The organism is Fusobacterium sp. JB019 (assembly GCA_030673965.1).
Taxonomy (GTDB): Bacteria; Fusobacteriota; Fusobacteriia; order Fusobacteriales; family Fusobacteriaceae; genus Fusobacterium_B.
The window spans coordinates 23,864-42,669 of the sequence record JAUTCN010000002.1; the positions used below are offsets into that span (position 1 = coordinate 23,864).

The following is an 18,806-nucleotide window of genomic DNA, read 5'->3' on the forward strand; positions in this document are numbered from 1 at the left end:
ATAATCTTTTTATTTTTTAGCTTTAGCAGTAGGTTTTACCTCAACTTTTCCTTTGTCACTAACTGCAGAAAATGCAGTTGCAAGATTTGCTACACCTTGAAGTTCAGAAGGAATAATTATTTTTGTTGCTTTTCCATCTGCTACTTGAGTGAAAGTTTCCATTGCTTTTAAAGATAAAACTTTTTCACTTGGATTAGCTTCAGTTAAAAGTTTAAGAGCTTTAGCTTGTGCAGTAGTTACTTCAATTAAAGCTTCAGCTTCCCCTTGAGCTACTTTTATAGCAGCTTCTTTAGAAGCTTCTGCTCTTAAGATAGCTGATTCTTTTTCTCCTTCAGCAACTAAAATTGCAGATTTTTTCTTACCTTCAGCAATTAAAACAGATTCTCTTCTTTCTCTTTCTGCTTTCATTTGTTTTTCCATAGCATCTTGAATTTCAGCAGGAGGAATTATGTTTTTAAGTTCCACTCTGTTAACTTTAATTCCCCAAGGATCAGTAGCTTCATCTAAGATAGCTCTCATTTTTGTATTAATTACATCTCTAGAAGTTAAAGTAGCATCTAATTCTAAATCTCCAATTATATTTCTAAGTGTAGTGGCAGTTAAATTTTCAATTGCATTTAAAGGATGTTCCACACCATAAGTATATAGTTTTGGGTCAGTTATTTGAAAATAAATAACAGTATCTATTTGCATAGTTACATTATCTCTAGTTATAACTGGTTGAGGTGGGAAATCAATTACTTGTTCCTTTAAAGAAACTTTTCTTGAGATACGATCGATGAATGGAATTTTCACCTTTAATCCAACTCCCCAAGTTGTTAAATAAGCTCCTAATCTCTCAATAACAAAGGCACGAGATTGAGGAACGATTCTGATATTCATTATAGTTAATATAATTAAAACTAGTATTAATAAAAATAGTATAAGCATTTTTTACCTCCCTTAAGATTCACATTTTTCTAAAATTAATTTGTTTCCTGTTATTTCCTTAACAATGCCGAAGTCGTTTACATTTAATTTTTCATCGCAAACAGCTTTCCAATGTTTTCCGTCTAGTTTAACTTCATATAAGTCATGATTTAATACTTTTATAATTTTTACTTTTTGTCCATAAATTCTATTTTCAATTGGAGTTTTTTTACGAAGTAGTTTTTTAACAAAAGGTTTTGTTAAAATAAGTAATGCTAAACTGATTCCTATAAAAATATAAAATTCATAAAGTAAATTATTAATTTTTCCAGCTATAATTGTTAAAATCATTGCTGCAATAGCAAACCAAATACTAACTAATGCAGGAAAAGCAATTTCTATTACGGCAAACACAATAAATAATACAAACCAAATAACCATTTAATCTCCTCCTTTAGTCAATTAAAATTTTATTGCAGCTGCGAACATAAATCTGTGATTTTCGATATTATATTCAGCATTTCTAGCCTTATCATTAAGTTCTCCTGTATTTGTTTTATAAGAAAGTTCAATAGATAATTCTTCAATTTCTAATCCTATTCCAAAAGCATAATAAAAACCATTTTCAAAACTATAGTTATCATTATCTTTTATGTCATTATAAGAAAAACCTAAATCACCCTTTAAATATGGAGTCCATTGTCCGATTCTTAAAGAAGGTATGGTAGTTTTAACAGTTGCATATATAGGGATAGAATGCATATCTGGGATATTAGAATCTTTAAAAGATGAATCATATTTAAAAGCTCCATTCCACTGATATCCTATACCAACACCTGCTTCAAATCCATTTGAAATTTCTCTAGTTCCTTCAATTGCAAATCCATAAGCTGCTTCGTCCACCTGTTCTTTTACTCCTTGTTTTTCTTCAATTTTGTATTTTGCAAATGGAGAAAATTCACCTCTAAAATAAATATTATTGTCATTAGTAGCCCCTAAAGAAAAAGTTGAAATAGCTAAAAGTCCAAATATTATTTTTTTCATAAGAATCCTCCTTGATAATTTAAGAAATTATATTATATTATGTTATATCCTTATTATACTATTTTTTTCAAAAAAATGCAGAAATAAAATAAATAAACTATGTTATAATAAGACTAGAAGACTTATAAGAAAGGGTGATAATAATGCTAGATAAAAAATTATTAAATAAAATTTTAGAAGAAGCTCTATCCACAGGGGGAGATTTCGCAGAAATTTTTATAGAAAAAAAGAATGTAAACAGCCTTTTTTTGACTGAAGGGAAATTAGAAAGATCAAATTCAGGAAAAGATTTTGGTGTGGGAATAAGAATATTTAAAGAAACTTATTCTGTCTATGGTTATACAAATGATATTGAAGAAGAAAATTTAATGAATTCAGTAAGAAAAATATCTAAAGCTATAGAAGGAATAAAAAAAGATATAGTTATAAATTTAGAAAAGAAAGAATATGAAAATATAAATAAAATAGAAGTTTATCCAGAAGATGTACATAAAAGTGAAAAAGTTAAGATTATGAAAAAAGCATATAATGCGGCTAAAAATTATGATCCTATAATAAAAGAAGTAAGAATATCTTATTTAGATGTAAAACAAAATGTTACTATAATAAATAGTGATGGATTATGGGTTGATGATGAAAGAGTTAGAAGTAGAATAAGTATTGAAAGTATTGCTGAAGAAAATGGAGAAATGCAAACAGGAAGAACAAGTCCTGGAGCTTCAATGGGATTTGAATTCCTAAGGGATTTAGACATTGAAAGCTATGCAAAGGAAGCTTCAAGAATTGCAAAAACAATGCTTTATGCAGATTATTGTCCAAGTGGTAAGATGCCTGTTATAATTGATCATAAATTTGGAGGAGTTATTTTCCATGAGGCTTGTGGACACGGGCTAGAAGCTACAAGTGTGGCAAAGGGGAATTCTATATTTGCAGGAAAAGTTGGAGAGCAAATTGCAAGTCCTTTAGTAACATTTGTTGATGATGGAACTTTGAAAAATGAATGGGGAAGTTTGACTGTTGATGATGAAGGAACAAAAACAAAAAGAAATGTTTTAATAGAAAAAGGAATATTAAAAGGTTATATGATAGATAAGCTAAATGGTAGAAGAATGGGAATGGAATCTACAGGAAGCGGAAGAAGAGAATCATATAAATATTCTCCTACATCTAGAATGACTAATACATTTATTTTAAATGGAGATTCTAATTTAGAAGAAATGATAAAAAATACTAAAAAAGGATTATATGCAAAATATATGGGTGGTGGATCAGTAAATCCAGCCACAGGAGATTTTAATTTTGCAGTTATGGAAGGTTATTTAATAGAAGAGGGGAAAATAACAAAACCTGTAAGAGGGGCTACATTAATAGGAAATGGTGGAGAAGTTTTAAAGAAAATAGACATGGTAGGAGATAATTTAGGATATGGACAAGGGATGTGTGGTTCAGTATCTGGAAGCATTCCTACAAATGTTGGACAACCAGCAATCAGAATTAAAGAAATTTTAGTTGGTGGAAGATAAGAGTGAATAATATAGAGAAAAGCTAGATGTAAAATTCTAGCTTTTCTCTAATTTTTTATAAAATATTGTATGGAATATAAATTATAAACTAGTAAGAAGGAGAAAAATTTATGACTAAAAAAATAAAAAATAAAAGCTCTATTGTTAGAATTATTATTTCAAATTTTGATTATGAAAAAATTAAAGAATTAAAGATTCTTTATAAAAAGCATGCAGGTGTAGATACTATTGGAATTCAGATGGAAAAAATAAATTTTGATACTGCTGATGAAACAAATAAAATATTCTTTGTAGAGGGAACTCCTAAAGGAAGAAAGGATACTTTAAAAAGAGAAAACATAGGATTAGAATGTGAAACTGATAAGGAACATAATATTATTGTTAAAAAATATTATGAAGGAGAAATGATAAAAAATTATAAGATTTCAGGAATATATGAAAAAACAAAATCAAACGAAATTTTAGTAACAGTAGAGTTAGAAGATTTATTAAATAAAAATGATTCAGATAAGAGAACAATTAAAACAAAAACTACTAGAAAATTATTAAAAGAAGAAGTTTGTAAAAATTATGCTCTAATAGAAAAAACTGATTTTTCTAAAATAGATTCTAATAAAATTTATAATATAAATAGATTTTTAGATTATCGTTCTAATATGTTATATTATTATATTTTTATAAATTATTTTATTATGAAATCAGTTAAAAAAGAAGATTTATCATTAAAAGAAGGAAATGAAAAAGAAATTTGGAAAATTTTTCAAGTTAAAGATATAAATATCATAAAAAATATTAAAGAGGATATAAAGAAACAATTAAAGGAAAATATATCTCAGTTTATTGAAAATTATGAAGAGAGAATAGAAAAATTAAAAGAAAAGGATAACCATCAACATCAAGAGTTAGTTGAAATAAGTAAAGAAAAATTAATAGAACATCTAGATTTAGACATTGATAAAATATTAGAATTATTAGTTGATTTAAGGCATAAATTGATGCATTATGATTATTCATATTTTAATGATCTTTTTACTGGAAAATTAAATTCACAAGAATCTCAAAAATTAAAATATTTACTTGATTTAAATATTTTTAAAGAATTATCAAAAATAAAAGAAGCTCAGTTAAAAGAAAAATTAAATTATATAACTGATAAAGATGAAATAGAAATTTTTCAAGGTAAAAAAACTGAAAAAGCTAAAACTATCTATAATCTTTATAATCGTATATGTAATGCTAAAAGAGGTTTTAATAATTATGTAAATAGTTTTTTTTATAATGATGGTGAAGAAATAATAGAAGTAAAAGAATTAATAAATAATGATTTTGAAAATAGAGATTTAGATAAATTTAAAAATAGAAGTAATAAGGATAAGGAACTTTTAAATGGAGAAGCTTATTATTCAGATATTCATTTATTTAAAGACTATAAAAAATTATATAATAGAAAAAAAGAGCTTGTAACAGAGCAATCATCATTAATTGATTATAAGAATAAAGATCAGAAGAAAAGATTGAAAGATCTTAATAATCTTCAAACTAAAAAGAAACAAGAAATGGAAAAAATAACAAATTTTAATTCTTTGAATAGGTTAGAATATAAAATGAAAATTGCATTTGGGATATTAAATGAAGAGAAGATTTTACATACTTTAAAAGGAAATTATTTAAATAGAACAGAATTATTTAAACAAGAAAAGATTAATAAAGTTGCTGAATATCTAAAAATTTCTATTGATGATAGCTCAAATAAAAGTTATATAGAAGATTTAACTAAAGCTTTAGATAACAATAAGGAAGAGAGTATTTTGAAGGATAAAGTAGAGAATAATTTAATTAAATTTTATACTTTAATTTATTTATTACTTCCAAGAGAAATAAAAGGAGATTTTTTAGGATTTATAAAGCATAATTATTATCAAATGAAAAACAATAATTTTGAATCAGAAGAATTAAAAAATGAAAATGAAGAAGATAATTTTTTTCATAATTTAAGAAGATTTGAGGCAATTAACAAAAAAATAGAAATTTTTTCATATGATTTTTCTTTCTTAAATGGTGGAGATATAGAAATACAAAATTTATATACTAAACTAGGAATTGAAGGAAAATTCTTTAAAAGAAATGGTGTTGAAAAAGATTTTTTCAAACATAATATTTTTGTTACTTTGATAAAATATTATGAAAATATATTTAAACTTTGTAATGATGTAGAATTATCTTGTTTACTTGCTTATTGCTCAGAAAATAATAAAAAATTAGAAATAGATGAATTAGAAAAAGATATAAAACCAGGAAAATATTTAAATTTTTCAAATGTAATTAAATATTCATTAAAAAAATTTAATTTGATAGATAAATTACAAATGGAAAAAAGTTTAAGCAACATTAAATCAAAATTAGATTTAAGAAATAAAATAGATCATTTAAATTTTAAAGAATTATTTATTGATGTTTTAAATAATGAAGGGCAATTAAAAGAAGAGGAAGATAAATTAATACAAGTTTTTAAAGAATTATCAGGTGTTATTAATTTTAGAGCTTTAGATAAAAATATAATGAATGATTTTTATATGAGGAAAGAACAGCTTCACTTTAATTTAAGAAAATATTTAGCAGAAAATGGAATGAAAGAAAAAACTTCGAAAGATTATTTATCTAAGCAATCTAAAGAAAAAGAATTATTAGCTTTTTATAAATTAACAAAAGATAACTATCCAGAAATAATAAAAACTATTAATTTTGTGAATGCTTATATTGAAAAAGGAGAGCTTGATTTAAAAATAAAAAAAGGTTTTAAAGATAAATATGGAATGAAAGAAATTAATTTAATCAAAAAGAAAAATAGAAAAACAGAAAAATATCCAAAAAACATAGAAAATATAGAAAAAGATAATAATGAATTAGAAAAAGCGCAATTAATAAGAAAATTAAATGAAGATGTTTCTTTATTGATTGGTTTATATAAAAGAGAGAAGACCATTAAAATTAAAAAATATATTACAGATAAAATTTTAAAAAGAGATGATGTAAAAGCATTAACATTTAGAATTCATAATAGCTTAAATGTAGATTTAGTAAAAAAATTATATTTTGAAATAGTAAATAATAAATTAAATGTTTATATGGATGATAGGTATCTTAATTATGATTCTGAAAATAGTTCTATTGAATTGTTTGACAATATAATTATAGAATTTAAATATGAAAATGATAATAAAAAAAGTGAAGAATTTTTTGAAATTAAAGGATATTTAAAAAATAATTCAAGTAAAGTTTATTATCACAATACTTTTGATTATAAGAATAATAAAATTATTCTTCATCAAACAGAACATAATGCTAAAGAAATTGAGTATAAAAAGAAAATTAAAATTGGAGGTAAGGACATAGATGTTAGAACTAAAAATTTAAAACATGATTGGGATTTTAAATTTTGGGAAGTTAAACACTCTTAAGTCTTTACAAATAAAAGTTTTAGTGGTATAATTGCTTTGAAAATATCAAGTTGTTATTTTTAGCTTTAATCTTTTAAATAGATTTTATTAATGAAGAGTCGTTAAGACAAATCTAATTTTAGGAGGTTACATATGGACTTATTTATCCTTATAGCTAATATAGCAATTGCAGTTATTCAGTATTTTGCTAAATAATTGTAATTAATATCAACTTGATATTTTTTTATTTGCTTTCAAAAACTGTCGACCTCCGATAAGGAAAAAACACCTATAGATCGACAGATTTTTAATTCCTTGATTTTATTATCATTATGTAATATACTATTTTTAGTAGTGAAAAAAAAGAGCTTTTTTCATGAGTTCGACAATAGTACACACTTTGAGCCAATGATATCAAAGATTTATATCACTACCTAGACTAAACTCACTAATGTGAGATTTAAACCTTCAAAGTTCCATACTTGGTTTGGGTGGAGTTTTAAGACTAAACTCACTAATGTGAGATTTAAACTTTTTTTAAAACTTTTAATTGTTCTTTTGTTTTCTCAGACTAAACTCACTAATGTGAGATTTAAACAAGCTCGAGATATCAAAAATTTCATCTGTAACTTTATAGACTAAACTCACTAATGTGAGATTTAAACTATAACTTCAAATAATATTTATCACTTTGAAAAGAGACTAAACTCACTAATGTGAGATTTAAACTTGTACTTGACAGTAATATTGCTGCGGAATACAGTCAGACTAAACTCACTAATGTGAGATTTAAACTCCATTCCAACTGTAAGAGGATTATGAATCATCATAGACTAAACTCACTAATGTGAGATTTAAACTGTTTTTAGTATCAACATTGAACATTCTATGTAACAAGACTAAACTCACTAATGTGAGATTTAAACATTTTTGAAATTCATTTATACCAAACTTATCTATATAGACTAAACTCACTAATGTGAGATTTAAACCTGTAAAATTCGTCTTTTTGTCCTTGTTCGGTGTATAAAGACTAAACTCACTAATGTGAGATTTAAATATAAATCTACTACATTTTTAAGTGAGCATTTTCATGCATAATTATATTAGCATTTATATTGTTTTAAAGAAAATTAAAAAAATACAAACAAAATATAAAAATGAAGTAATTCACTCTCTGCCTGAAGGATATGGGAGTAGCTTAGAAATAAAATATATTATAAATTGGAAAAGAAGTAGATAAAATTTTTTATAAAAAAAAAATAGGATTTTTAAAAAATTAAAGAAGAGAGAATAATTAAATTTTATATAATAAAATGAATTTAATAGAATCTCGAGTGAAAGTTTTAAATCAAAATATTTTAGATATTTTAACTATAACTGATATTAAAAATTAATTAGTTTCAAAAACTGTCGACCTCCGATAAGGCAATTTTACCTATAGATCGACAGTTTTTTATAAAAATAATAAAATAAAAGAATTATATAAAAATTGAGAGAGTAGATAAGAAAAACTTATAGTAAAAATTATAAAAATTTAGGGGGTCGACAGAAACGACTTTCTTGTGCTATAATTTTGAATAGGTTACAAGGGTACCTAATTTAATCTAACCAATGTGGAATGTAAATCTACCTACCATCATTGCTTTTATTTGCTCTATCTTTTTAATTTAATCTAACCAATGTGGAATGTAAATTTAACTGAAAGCACAAATTATAAAGAAATAAGCTGGGAATTTAATCTAACCAATGTGGAATGTAAATTCATTTTTCAAGCTCTTTAAATAAAGCTTTAAAAGAAATTTAATCTAACCAATGTGGAATGTAAATACCGGAAAAGTTTACAACAATTATTATTTTCAAATAGAATTTAATCTAACCAATGTGGAATGTAAATCTTTTTTATTTATTTTTATTAGTGGATTGCTGTCATAATTTAATCTAACCAATGTGGAATGTAAATAAAGAAAAACAAGGGGCTATATTAAATCAACTGTTTGAATTTAATCTAACCAATGTGGAATGTAAATTGGGGCTTACCATATCTTCAGGAATATAGTCAGGGTAATTTAATCTAACCAATGTGGAATGTAAATGAATTAGGTGGACAAATTAAAGTTTTAGTGCCTAAAATTTAATCTAACCAATGTGGAATGTAAATTCATCCCCTGTTAAGCACTTCTCTCTTCGATTATAGCTTAAATTTAATCTAACCAATGTGGAATGTAAATTTGTGTTCATCAGAAAAAACACAAAGTTTGTCCTAGCAATTTAATCTAACCAATGTGGAATGTAAATCAATGGCATCTTTAAAGGATAATAAATTTTTATCAAGAAATTTAATCTAACCAATGTGGAATGTAAATAAATACTATATCTTTTACATTTTCCTTTGCTCCGTTCAATTTAATCTAACCAATGTGGAATGTAAATATAACATTAATGTTCCTATAGTGGAAATTATAGGAATTTAATCTAACCAATGTGGAATGTAAATGGAGGTGGATTGTTAAGAGAAACAGAGTTATATCTGTAATTTAATCTAACCAATGTGGAATGTAAATTAATACCGCACGAGCTACTATAAGACCATCTTTGTTTAATTTAATCTAACCAATGTGGAATGTAAATTTATGAATAGTCTCTGTATAGCAGACACTGCATAAAAATTTAATCTAACCAATGTGGAATGTAAATTATCAGAAAGAAATTATGGATGCTTTTAATAATTCTAAAATTTAATCTAACCATTGTGGAACAAGTTAAAACTACCTTTAATGAGGGTAAAAACAACAAAAAATGCTTAATTTTGTACTAATTAAATGAACAATTGTCTGGAAAATAGTAAAAATAGGTGTTTTTTGTATTTTTTGCTTCTTAAAATCTTTTTAATAAAAGAGTTACAAGGAGGGTTAACGTGCCTGTTAGAGGGGTTCTAGAAGGCCAAAATTAACCTATGTAATTACAAGGGGAAAGTGTGAAAATGTTCTTATTCTTGAAATAAGAGGCTATTTTTTTCTAAAAAAATATATTATTAAAGGTTGTAATTATATAATGTTACAATTTTTTTGTATAAAATATGTTTGCTTATTAATCTAACCATTATGGAATGTAAAGATTTGAATTATTTATTAATCAAGAAGTTTAACCTTAATCTAACCATTGTGGAATATATAACTGTGGAATTGAAATATCTTTTCCACTTTTTTTTATTAGATTAATATTAATTTTTTTTAATTGATGTTAGTAAAATGAACAATTAAAATTTTAATTGGACTTTTTTATAAGTTATAGGTTATAATTGAATGTAACACTATATATTGACTATAAAATATAAGAGAAAAGACTAATAAAATTATAAATAAAAAGAAATAAAATAAGATAAAAAATTGGGAAGGAGAAAGAATGTCAGGATATGTTTTTGAAAAATTATCTATAAAAATTAATGGGGTGGAAAAATTTTACAATGTACCAAAAGTAAATGAATGTCCTCATTGTCATAAAGGAATAGCTCCATATGTTTTATCTATAACTGAAACTGATTTAGAGACAAGAACTTTTGCAATAATGGCCCAGTGTCCACGCTGTAGTAGATATTTTGCAATGGCTTACAAATTACCTTTTGGAACAAAAGTTGCAGAACCTATAGAATACGTGTATACTAATAAAAAAATTAATAATGAATTACCTATTGAATTAAATAATATTTCTAAAAGATTTATAGAAATGTATAATCAATCATTAATTGCAGAACAAAATAATCTTGATAAGATTGCTGGAATGGGATTCAAAAAATCAATTGATTTTCTGATAAAGGATTATCTAATTAATTTTAGAAAAAAAGAAGAAAATAAAATTTTAAACTTATCTTTAGAAGATGAGATAGAAGAAATAGAAGATTCTAAAATTAAAAATTTAGTTTTATCATATAAATGGCTAAATTATTGTGATTTTTGCAATAGTGATTTTGATAAGGAAGATATAGAAGAAATGAAAAAATTTATTAATATTTTTTCTAAATTTTTTATTTATAACGCTTCAATAGAAAAATAGTTTTAAAATTTATCATAGGGAGAAGAAAAATATGAAAATGAGTATAGCGTCAATTATAGTAACAGTATTAGGGTTAGTTTTTGCTGTTTTAGGATTTATGAGTAATGATAGAAAAAAAAGGATATTAGCAGGATTAATACTATTATTTTTAGCTATGGGAATAGGAAAAGATTTAGGCTGGTGGCTTAATTAGGATAATAATTAACCTTTAGATAAATTTATATAAAATAAATTTTTTTTCTAGCTAAATATATGATATAATCTTGAAAATATAAATTAATTTTAAAAAGTTTACGATAGGGGAGGAAAAAATGTTTAAAATACTAAAAAAAGAATGGCTAAGTGAAAAAATATGTCTTATGGAAATAGAGGCGAAGAAACTATCCTCTTCTGCTAAACCAGGACAATTTTTAATTGTAAAAATAGATGAAGTAGGAGAAAGAATACCTTTAACTATATGTGATTATGATGAAGTAAAAGGAACTGTTACTATTGTTTTCTTTGTAGTTGGTCAAAGTACTAAGGAAATGGCTGAGCTAAAAGAGGGAGATTTCTTCCAAGATGTAGTTGGACCTCTTGGAAAAGAAAGCGAATTTTTACATGAAAATATAGATGAACTAAAGGATAAAAAAGTTTTATTTATAGCAGGTGGTGTTGGAACAGCTCCAATATATCCTCAAGTTAAATGGTTTAACAAACAAGGAATGACAGCAGATGTTATTATAGGAGCTAAATCTAAAGATTTAGTTATACTAGAAAAAGAAATGAAAGAAGTTGCAGGGGATGTATATGTTGCAACTGATGATGGAAGTTATGGATATAAGGGATTAGTTACAGATGTTTTGGAAGATCTTGTGAAAAATAAAGGGAAACATTATGATTATGTTGTAGCTATAGGTCCTATGATTATGATGAAATTTGTATGTTTAAAAACAAAAGAATATAATATTAAAACTATTGTTAGTCTAAATACATTAATGGTTGATGGAACTGGAATGTGCGGAGCTTGTAGAGTAAGAATAGGAGAAAATATAAAATTTGCTTGTGTTGATGGTCCTGAATTTGATGGACATAAGGTTGATTTTGATGAAGCTATGAGAAGACAACTTATGTATAAGACACAAGAGGGAAGAGAAATTTTAGTTAAAGAAGATGGAGATACTCATTCAGCAGAAGATTGTCCAATAGGGCACGATCATGATGAGATTGAAAAAACTGAGACTAAAATAAAAGGAAGAGTTCCTGTAAGAGAACAAGATCCTCAAGTTAGAGCTACTAATTTTAAAGAAGTTACATATGGATATACATTGGAAGAAGCTATGGAAGAAGCTTCAAGATGTTTAAATTGTAAAAATCCTTTATGTGTTGCAGGATGTCCGGTTTCAATTGATATTCCAGGATTTATTCAAGAAGTAAAAAAAGGAAATGTAAAGGGAGCAGGAGAAATATTAATGAAATATACTTCTTTACCTGCAGTTTGTGGTAGAGTTTGCCCTCAAGAGACACAATGTGAAGGAAAATGTATACTAGGAATAAAGGGAGAAGCAGTAGCAATTGGAAAATTAGAAAAATTTGTAGGGGATTATATGTTAAATAATCCTGTAGATGTTGAAATAGCAGAAAAGAAAGATGCAAAAGTTGCAGTTGTTGGAAGTGGACCAGCAGGATTAACTGTTGCAGGAGATTTAGCTAAAATGGGATATGATGTAACAGTATTTGAAGCTTTACATAAAACAGGTGGAGTTCTTACATATGGTATACCTGAATTTAGATTACCTAAGGATGATGTTGTTCAAAAAGAAATAAATAATATTAAAAAATTAGGAGTTAAATTTGCTACAAATGAAATAATCGGAAAGACTACAATAATAGATAAACTTTTAGGAGAAGAAGGATATGAAGCTATATTCATAGGTAGTGGAGCAGGACTTCCTAGATTTATGAATATACCAGGAGAAAATTTAAATGGAGTTTTCTCTGCAAACGAATTCTTAACAAGAGTAAATCTAATGAAAGCATATAAAGATGAATATAGAACACCAGTAAGAGTTGGAAAAAAAGTTGCAGTTATCGGTGGAGGAAATGTTGCAATGGATTCTGTAAGAACTGCTAAAAGATTAGGAGCAGAAGCTCATATTGCATACAGAAGAAGTGAAAAGGATTTCCCAGCTAGATTAGAAGAAGTTCATCACGCTAAGGAAGAGGGAGTTATCATTGATGAATTAACTTTACCAAAGGAAATCTTAGGAGATGAAAATGGAAATGTAGTTGGTATGAGATGTATTAGAACAAGACTTGGAGAAAAGGATGCATCAGGAAGATCTTCATTTATAGAAGTTGAAAATTCTGAATTTATAATGGATGTTGACACTGTTATAATGGCTTTAGGAACTTCATCTAATACTTTAATTCCTTCAACTACTGAGAATTTAGAAATAAATAGATGGAATGGAATTGTTACTGATGATGATGGACAAACTTCAAGAGAAGGAATATTTGCTGGAGGAGACGCAGTTTCTGGTGCAGCAACAGTTATTCTTGCAATGGGAGCAGGGAAAAAATCAGCGATTGCCATAGATGAATATATAAAATCAAAGAAATAAATAATTCTAAAAGCTATCATATTTGTTGTGGTAGCTTTTTTTTTATTTAAAAATAACTTTGACAAATAGTTTTAAAGTTGTATAATGAAATAGTTTAACTTAAAAAAGAGGGAGAGGATATTGGGATATGATTAGTTATACACCAAAATTATTTAAAGTTTTGAAAACTTATTCAAAAGAACAATTTATGAGTGACTTCATCGCAGGAGTGATAGTAGCTATTATTGCATTACCTTTATCTATAGCTTTAGCTTTGGCCTCAGGAGTGGGACCAAAAGAAGGACTTTATACAGCTATAGTAGCAGGATTTGTAATAGCAACCTTCGGTGGGTCAAGAGTACAGGTTAGTGGACCAACAGCAGCTTTTGCAACAATAGTTGCAGGAATAGTTGCCACTAAAGGTATGGAAGGATTAGTAGTTGCAACAATTTTAGCAGGAATTATTTTAATATTAATGGGAGTATTTAAGATGGGAGCGTTAATTAAATACATTCCATATACTATAGTCACGGGATTTACTGCAGGGATAGCAATAACAATACTTATAGGACAGATAAAAGATTTTTTAGGATTAACTTTTAATAAAGCTCCAATAGAATCTTTAGATAAAATATATGAGGTGATAATTAATTTAAATACTATTAAAACTGAAAGTTTAATTATAGGGACGGCTTCTTTAATTATTTTAATATTCTGGCCTAAGATAAATGAAAGAATACCAGGAAGTTTAATAGCAGTAGTTATTACTTCAGTGGCAGTAAAAATTTTAGGATTAAACGTAAATACAATAGGATCTTTGTATAATGTTTCAGCAAGTTTACCTAGTTTTAATTTTCCAGTAGTTAATATTAATATAATCACAGAATTATTACCAAGTGCTTTTACAATAGCAATATTAGCTTCAATAGAATCATTACTTTCATGTGTTGTTTCTGATGGAATGATAGGAGGAAAGCATGATTCTAATTCAGAATTAATAGGACAAGGTCTTGGAAATATAGCTTCAGGATTATTTGGAGGAATACCAGCAACAGGAGCAATAGCAAGAACAGCAGCTAATGTAAAAAATGGGGGACGTTCTCCAATAGCAGCAATGGTACATGCTGTAGTTTTATTATTAGTATTAATAGTTTTAATGCCTTATGCAGCTTTAATTCCAATGCCAACAATAGCAGCTATTTTATTTATGGTAGCTTATAATATGTCAGGTTGGAGAGAATGTTTAGGGATATTAAAAAGAGCTCCGAAATCTGATATAGCAGTATTTGTAATTACTTTTTTACTAACTATCATATTTGATTTGGTAATTGCTATAGAGGTTGGATTAATTGTAAGTTCTTTATTGTTTATGAAGAGAATGGTTGATGAGACAAAGGTTCGTCGTTGGACAGAAACTGAAATGGATACAGAGAATTTACGTGAAATTCCAAAAGATATATTAGTATATGAAATTGAAGGACCAATGTTCTTTGCAGCAGCAGAAACTTTTTTAAGTATATTACCAGATAAAAATACAAGAGTTATTATTATAAGAATGCGTTCTGTGGGAGCTATTGATGTTTCAGTAATGAAAGTAATAAAAGGATTTATAAAAAAATGTGAAGAGGATAATATAAAAATAATTATTTCAAATATTCAAAGTCAACCTTATAAAGCTTTATTAAAAGCAGGTTATGTACAAAAAATAGGAGAAGATAATTTTGTTCCTAATATACATGTAGCTCTTGAAAGAGCAAAAAATTTGAAATAAAAAAAAGGAGTTGTTACTTATTGTAACAGCTCCTTTAGTTTCTATTATTATTTTATTTTATTGAATAATAATTTTTTACCATTAATAGTTTTTAAAATTAATTGATCATTTTCAAAGTTAAATGAATTAACTTTACTTAAATCATCAAGATAATTAATTTCAGCATTCATTGCTTTAGTAGGACCACTCATCATAGTAGAACCAATTGCACTAAATTTTAGGTTGTTTCCTTCAACTTGATATTTACCAAAGTAATTATTAACTCCTGAATATCCAAAGAAATTATCCTCTGCAAATTCAATAGAAATCTTATAATCCTTAGAAGAAGAAGCTAAAGAATAACTTTTTCCTAGAAAATCTTGATTAGGTAATTTTCTTAAAGAAGAACATCCTATTAAAGATAAACCTAAAATAATAGATAATAAAACTTTTTTCATATATCCTCCTAGTATTAATTTTTTTTATTAAGTTTATATATAAATAAACTAGATATTATTATTAAGACAATGCTAATTACATGGGGAGCTCTAAATCCATAAAACATTAAATCTTCAGCTCTAAAGAAACTAACAAATATTCTAATAATACTATAAATGATAATATAACTACACCATAAAGTTCCAGTTTTATAATTTTTCTTTCTTAAGAAAAACCAAAGAAATAAAACTCCAATTAAATTTAAGACTAATTCATATAACATGGCAGGATGTAATGGTAGATTAGGAAACTCAGTACCTGCAGGGGAAGAATTAGGAAAAACTAATCCCCAAGGAACAAGTTCTTTAAATTTACCTTTATCCATAACAGATAAAGCATTATATTGATTGAACCATTCATAGAATCTAGGCTTTAGAGTGAAGATATATTTTAAGGGAGTAAAAGTGGGTACTCCATAAATTTCTCCGTTCATAAGATTTCCAATTCTACCAATAGCTTGTCCTAAAAGAAGAGGAGTAGCAGCGCAATCCCCTAAAAGTAAAGGATTAATTTTTTTAAAATATCCATAGATACAAGTTCCAATTATTCCTCCTAAAATACCACCGTGAATTGCCATTCCTCCCTTCCAAACAGCGAAAATATCGTTAGGAAAAGCAAGATAATAATCTAAATTAAAAAGAACATAGTATGTACGTCCTCCAATTAATCCAGAAATCATAGCAATGAAGGCATAGTTTTCTATGGTTTCAGGTGAAATTCCCTTTTTCTGCCCATATTTTTTTGCAATTTCTATTCCAAGTAAGAAAGATATTGCATACATAAGACCGTAGTAAGTTATTTTTATTTTTCCAAGTGAAAAAAGTATAGGGTTCATGTTTTCTCCTTTAAAATTTATTAGTATTTATGTTTAATTCACTCTAGATTATATCATTTTATGAGTAATAAATAAATTATTTAAAAAAAATAATAGAAAAATATTGTAAAAAAAATTAAAATGATATAGAATTTAGCTAGGTAAAAGGAAACGTATTTTTTTATACTATAAAGGGGGATTAGATGAATTTGAGAAAAATAATAGGAGAAGATATATATTGGATAGGGATAAATGATAGAAAGACACAAAGATTTGAAAATTATTTACCACTACCTTATGGTGTAACATATAATTCTTATTTAATAGATGATGAAAAAGTTTGCTTAGTGGATACTGTTGAAACAGGAGCTAGTGCAGAATTTTTAAAGAAAATAAAACATGTAATAGGAGATAAAAAAATAGATTACTTAATAGTTAATCATATGGAACCAGATCATTCTGGAGCTATGGGAGAAATTATGGAAATGTTCCCAGAAATCAAAATAGTAGGAAATATGATGACTTTAAGAATGATAAAAGCTTTTTATCATGATTTTGATGAAAATAAATTTAAATGTGTAAAAGAAGGGGAAGAATTAGATTTAGGAAAACATAAATTAGTTTTTGCTACAATTCCAATGGTACACTGGCCAGAATCAATGGTAACTTATGATGCAACTTCTAAGATATTATTCTCAAATGATGCCTTTGGTGGATTTGGAGCATTAAATGGTGGAATTTTTGATGATGAAGTTGAATTTGATGATTTCAAAGATGAAATGAGAAGATACTATGCAAATATAGTTGGAAAATACGGAATGCAAGTAAATAAAGCTATTTCTAAATTAGCTCCATTAGAAATCAAATATATTTGTCCATCTCATGGTCTTTTATGGAAAGAAAAAGTAGAAACTGTTATAAAACTTTATTCTGATTGGGCTAGCTTTATTCCAGAAGAAAAAGGAGTTGTAATAGCTTATGGAACAATGTATGGAAATACAGAAAAAATGGCTGAAATAATAGCAAAGGAATTATTTGATTCTGGAGTGAAAAATGTAAAAATTTATGATGTTTCTAAAACAGATTCATCAATAATTATTAGTGATATTTGGAAATATCAAGGTCTTATATTAGGTTCTTGTGCTCATAATAATGCAGTATATCCAAAAATGTTACCTGTGATAGAAAAATTAAAAAATTACGGGCTTAAAAATAGATATTTAGGAATATTTGGAAATATGATGTGGAGCGGTGGAGGAGTTAAAGCTTTAGAATGTTTTGCAAATGAAGTAAAAGGAATCGAACAAATTGGAGAATCTGTTGAGGCTAAAGGAGCTCCAGATGAAGAGATTGTAAATAGATTAAAAAAATTAGCTAAAGAAATGGCTGATAAAATTTTAGCATAAAAGAGAGGGTTATTAGATGTATATAGTTTTTGATGTAGGGAATACTCACATGTGTACTAGCATATTAAGAAATGATGGATTTGTTTTGGAGACTTTTAGAAAATCAACTGATGAAAAGACTACAGAGGATGAATTTTATACTTTTTTTAAAAGTATGCTTGAGGTTAATGAAATTAAAATAGATGAGATTAAAGGAATGATGGTTTCATCTGTGGTACCTATGGTAACTCAAATGTTAAAATATTTTGCAAAAAAATATTTTGATATTGATATTTTTGTAGTAGATATTAATAAGAAATTACCATTTACATTTGAAGAGGGAAATAATCCTAAAGGTATGGGGCCAGATAGGATAATAGATATAGTACAAGCTTTAAAGGAATATCCAGATAGAAATTTAATTATATTTGATTTTGGGACAGCTACAACTTATGAGGTCTTAAAAAAGAATGTTTATGTTGGTGGAGGAATATTTCCTGGAATAAGAACAACATTTAATGCTTTATTTGGAAGAACAGCTAGATTACCAAAGGTTGACTATTGTGAAATTGATACTGTTTTAGGAAAAGATACAGTGGAACAAATTCAAGCAGCAATATTTAACGGCTATATAGGTCAGGTAAAATATTTAATTGAAAAAATAAAAGAAGAATTAGGTGAAGATTGTTTTGTTATAGCCACAGGAGGTCTTAGCAAAATAATGGGTGAAAAAATTAAAGAAATAGATGTTTGTAGTTCAAAATTAAGTATTAGAGGAATATATACTCTATATAAAATGAATTTAAAGTAA

13 protein-coding genes and 2 CRISPR repeat arrays are annotated in these 18,806 nt (G+C 26.4%); of the genes, 8 read left to right on the plus strand and 5 right to left on the minus strand.

Features of this window, described 5'->3' with window-relative positions:
- Positions 1 to 9 precede the first annotated feature (9 nt).
- From Q7K47_00370 to Q7K47_00380, 3 genes are read right to left on the minus strand one after another with little or no spacing between them, the layout of a single operon-like run.
- On the minus strand, positions 10 to 930 hold the full coding sequence (locus tag Q7K47_00370) for a stomatin-like protein (GenBank protein ID MDP0505655.1): 921 nt from the start codon (positions 928 to 930) through the stop codon (positions 10 to 12).
- 12 nt (positions 931 to 942) lie between these two features.
- The gene (locus Q7K47_00375; GenBank protein MDP0505656.1) at positions 943 to 1,350 is read right to left on the minus strand and encodes an NfeD family protein; all 408 of its coding nucleotides are present in this window, start codon (positions 1,348 to 1,350) and stop codon (positions 943 to 945) included.
- Between the two features lie 21 nt (positions 1,351 to 1,371).
- A complete protein-coding gene (locus tag Q7K47_00380; GenBank protein MDP0505657.1) occupies positions 1,372 to 1,953 on the minus strand; it encodes an outer membrane beta-barrel protein in 582 nt (193 codons plus the stop codon).
- 143 nt (positions 1,954 to 2,096) lie between these two features.
- Between Q7K47_00380 and Q7K47_00385 the strand changes: the two genes are divergently transcribed.
- From Q7K47_00385 to Q7K47_00410, 6 genes are all read left to right on the plus strand, one after another.
- A complete protein-coding gene (locus tag Q7K47_00385; GenBank protein ID MDP0505658.1) occupies positions 2,097 to 3,476 on the plus strand; it encodes a TldD/PmbA family protein in 1,380 nt (459 codons plus the stop codon).
- 110 nt (positions 3,477 to 3,586) lie between these two features.
- The gene (gene cas13c / locus Q7K47_00390) at positions 3,587 to 6,934 is read left to right on the plus strand and encodes a type VI-C CRISPR-associated RNA-guided ribonuclease Cas13c (GenBank protein MDP0505659.1); all 3,348 of its coding nucleotides are present in this window, start codon (positions 3,587 to 3,589) and stop codon (positions 6,932 to 6,934) included.
- A gap of 415 nt (positions 6,935 to 7,349) precedes the next feature.
- Positions 7,350 to 7,973: direct repeats of the CRISPR family, unit length 30 nt; unit sequence AGACTAAACTCACTAATGTGAGATTTAAAC.
- A 539-nt stretch (positions 7,974 to 8,512) separates the two neighbouring features.
- A CRISPR array of direct repeats spans positions 8,513 to 9,678; the repeat unit is 30 nt; unit sequence AATTTAATCTAACCAATGTGGAATGTAAAT.
- A 640-nt stretch (positions 9,679 to 10,318) separates the two neighbouring features.
- Positions 10,319 to 10,966, plus strand: a complete 648-nt coding sequence (locus tag Q7K47_00395; GenBank protein ID MDP0505660.1) for a hypothetical protein — start codon at positions 10,319 to 10,321, stop codon at positions 10,964 to 10,966.
- A gap of 31 nt (positions 10,967 to 10,997) precedes the next feature.
- A complete protein-coding gene (locus Q7K47_00400) occupies positions 10,998 to 11,159 on the plus strand; it encodes a hypothetical protein (GenBank protein ID MDP0505661.1) in 162 nt (53 codons plus the stop codon).
- Between the two features lie 118 nt (positions 11,160 to 11,277).
- A complete protein-coding gene (locus Q7K47_00405) occupies positions 11,278 to 13,569 on the plus strand; it encodes a bifunctional dihydroorotate dehydrogenase B NAD binding subunit/NADPH-dependent glutamate synthase (GenBank protein MDP0505662.1) in 2,292 nt (763 codons plus the stop codon).
- Positions 13,570 to 13,696: 127 nt separating this feature from the next.
- Positions 13,697 to 15,319: a SulP family inorganic anion transporter gene (locus tag Q7K47_00410; GenBank protein MDP0505663.1), complete on the plus strand. Its 1,623-nt coding sequence runs from the start codon at positions 13,697 to 13,699 to the stop codon at positions 15,317 to 15,319.
- A 47-nt stretch (positions 15,320 to 15,366) separates the two neighbouring features.
- On the opposite strand, the gene Q7K47_00415 is transcribed toward Q7K47_00410, so the two are convergent.
- Positions 15,367 to 15,756 carry an META domain-containing protein gene (locus Q7K47_00415; protein ID MDP0505664.1) on the minus strand — a complete coding sequence of 130 codons (390 nt, stop codon included), beginning with the start codon at positions 15,754 to 15,756 and terminating at the stop codon, positions 15,367 to 15,369.
- Between the two features lie 14 nt (positions 15,757 to 15,770).
- Positions 15,771 to 16,631 (minus strand): prolipoprotein diacylglyceryl transferase, encoded by an 861-nt coding sequence (lgt, locus tag Q7K47_00420; GenBank protein ID MDP0505665.1) that lies wholly within the window; start codon positions 16,629 to 16,631, stop codon positions 15,771 to 15,773.
- Positions 16,632 to 16,813: 182 nt separating this feature from the next.
- Here lgt and Q7K47_00425 point away from each other — a divergent pair, with 182 nt between their 5' ends.
- Both Q7K47_00425 and Q7K47_00430 read left to right on the plus strand, forming a co-directional pair.
- Entirely contained in the window at positions 16,814 to 18,016 is a 1,203-nt protein-coding gene (locus tag Q7K47_00425; protein MDP0505666.1) for an FprA family A-type flavoprotein, read from the plus strand.
- A gap of 16 nt (positions 18,017 to 18,032) precedes the next feature.
- Entirely contained in the window at positions 18,033 to 18,806 is a 774-nt protein-coding gene (locus tag Q7K47_00430) for a type III pantothenate kinase (protein ID MDP0505667.1), read from the plus strand.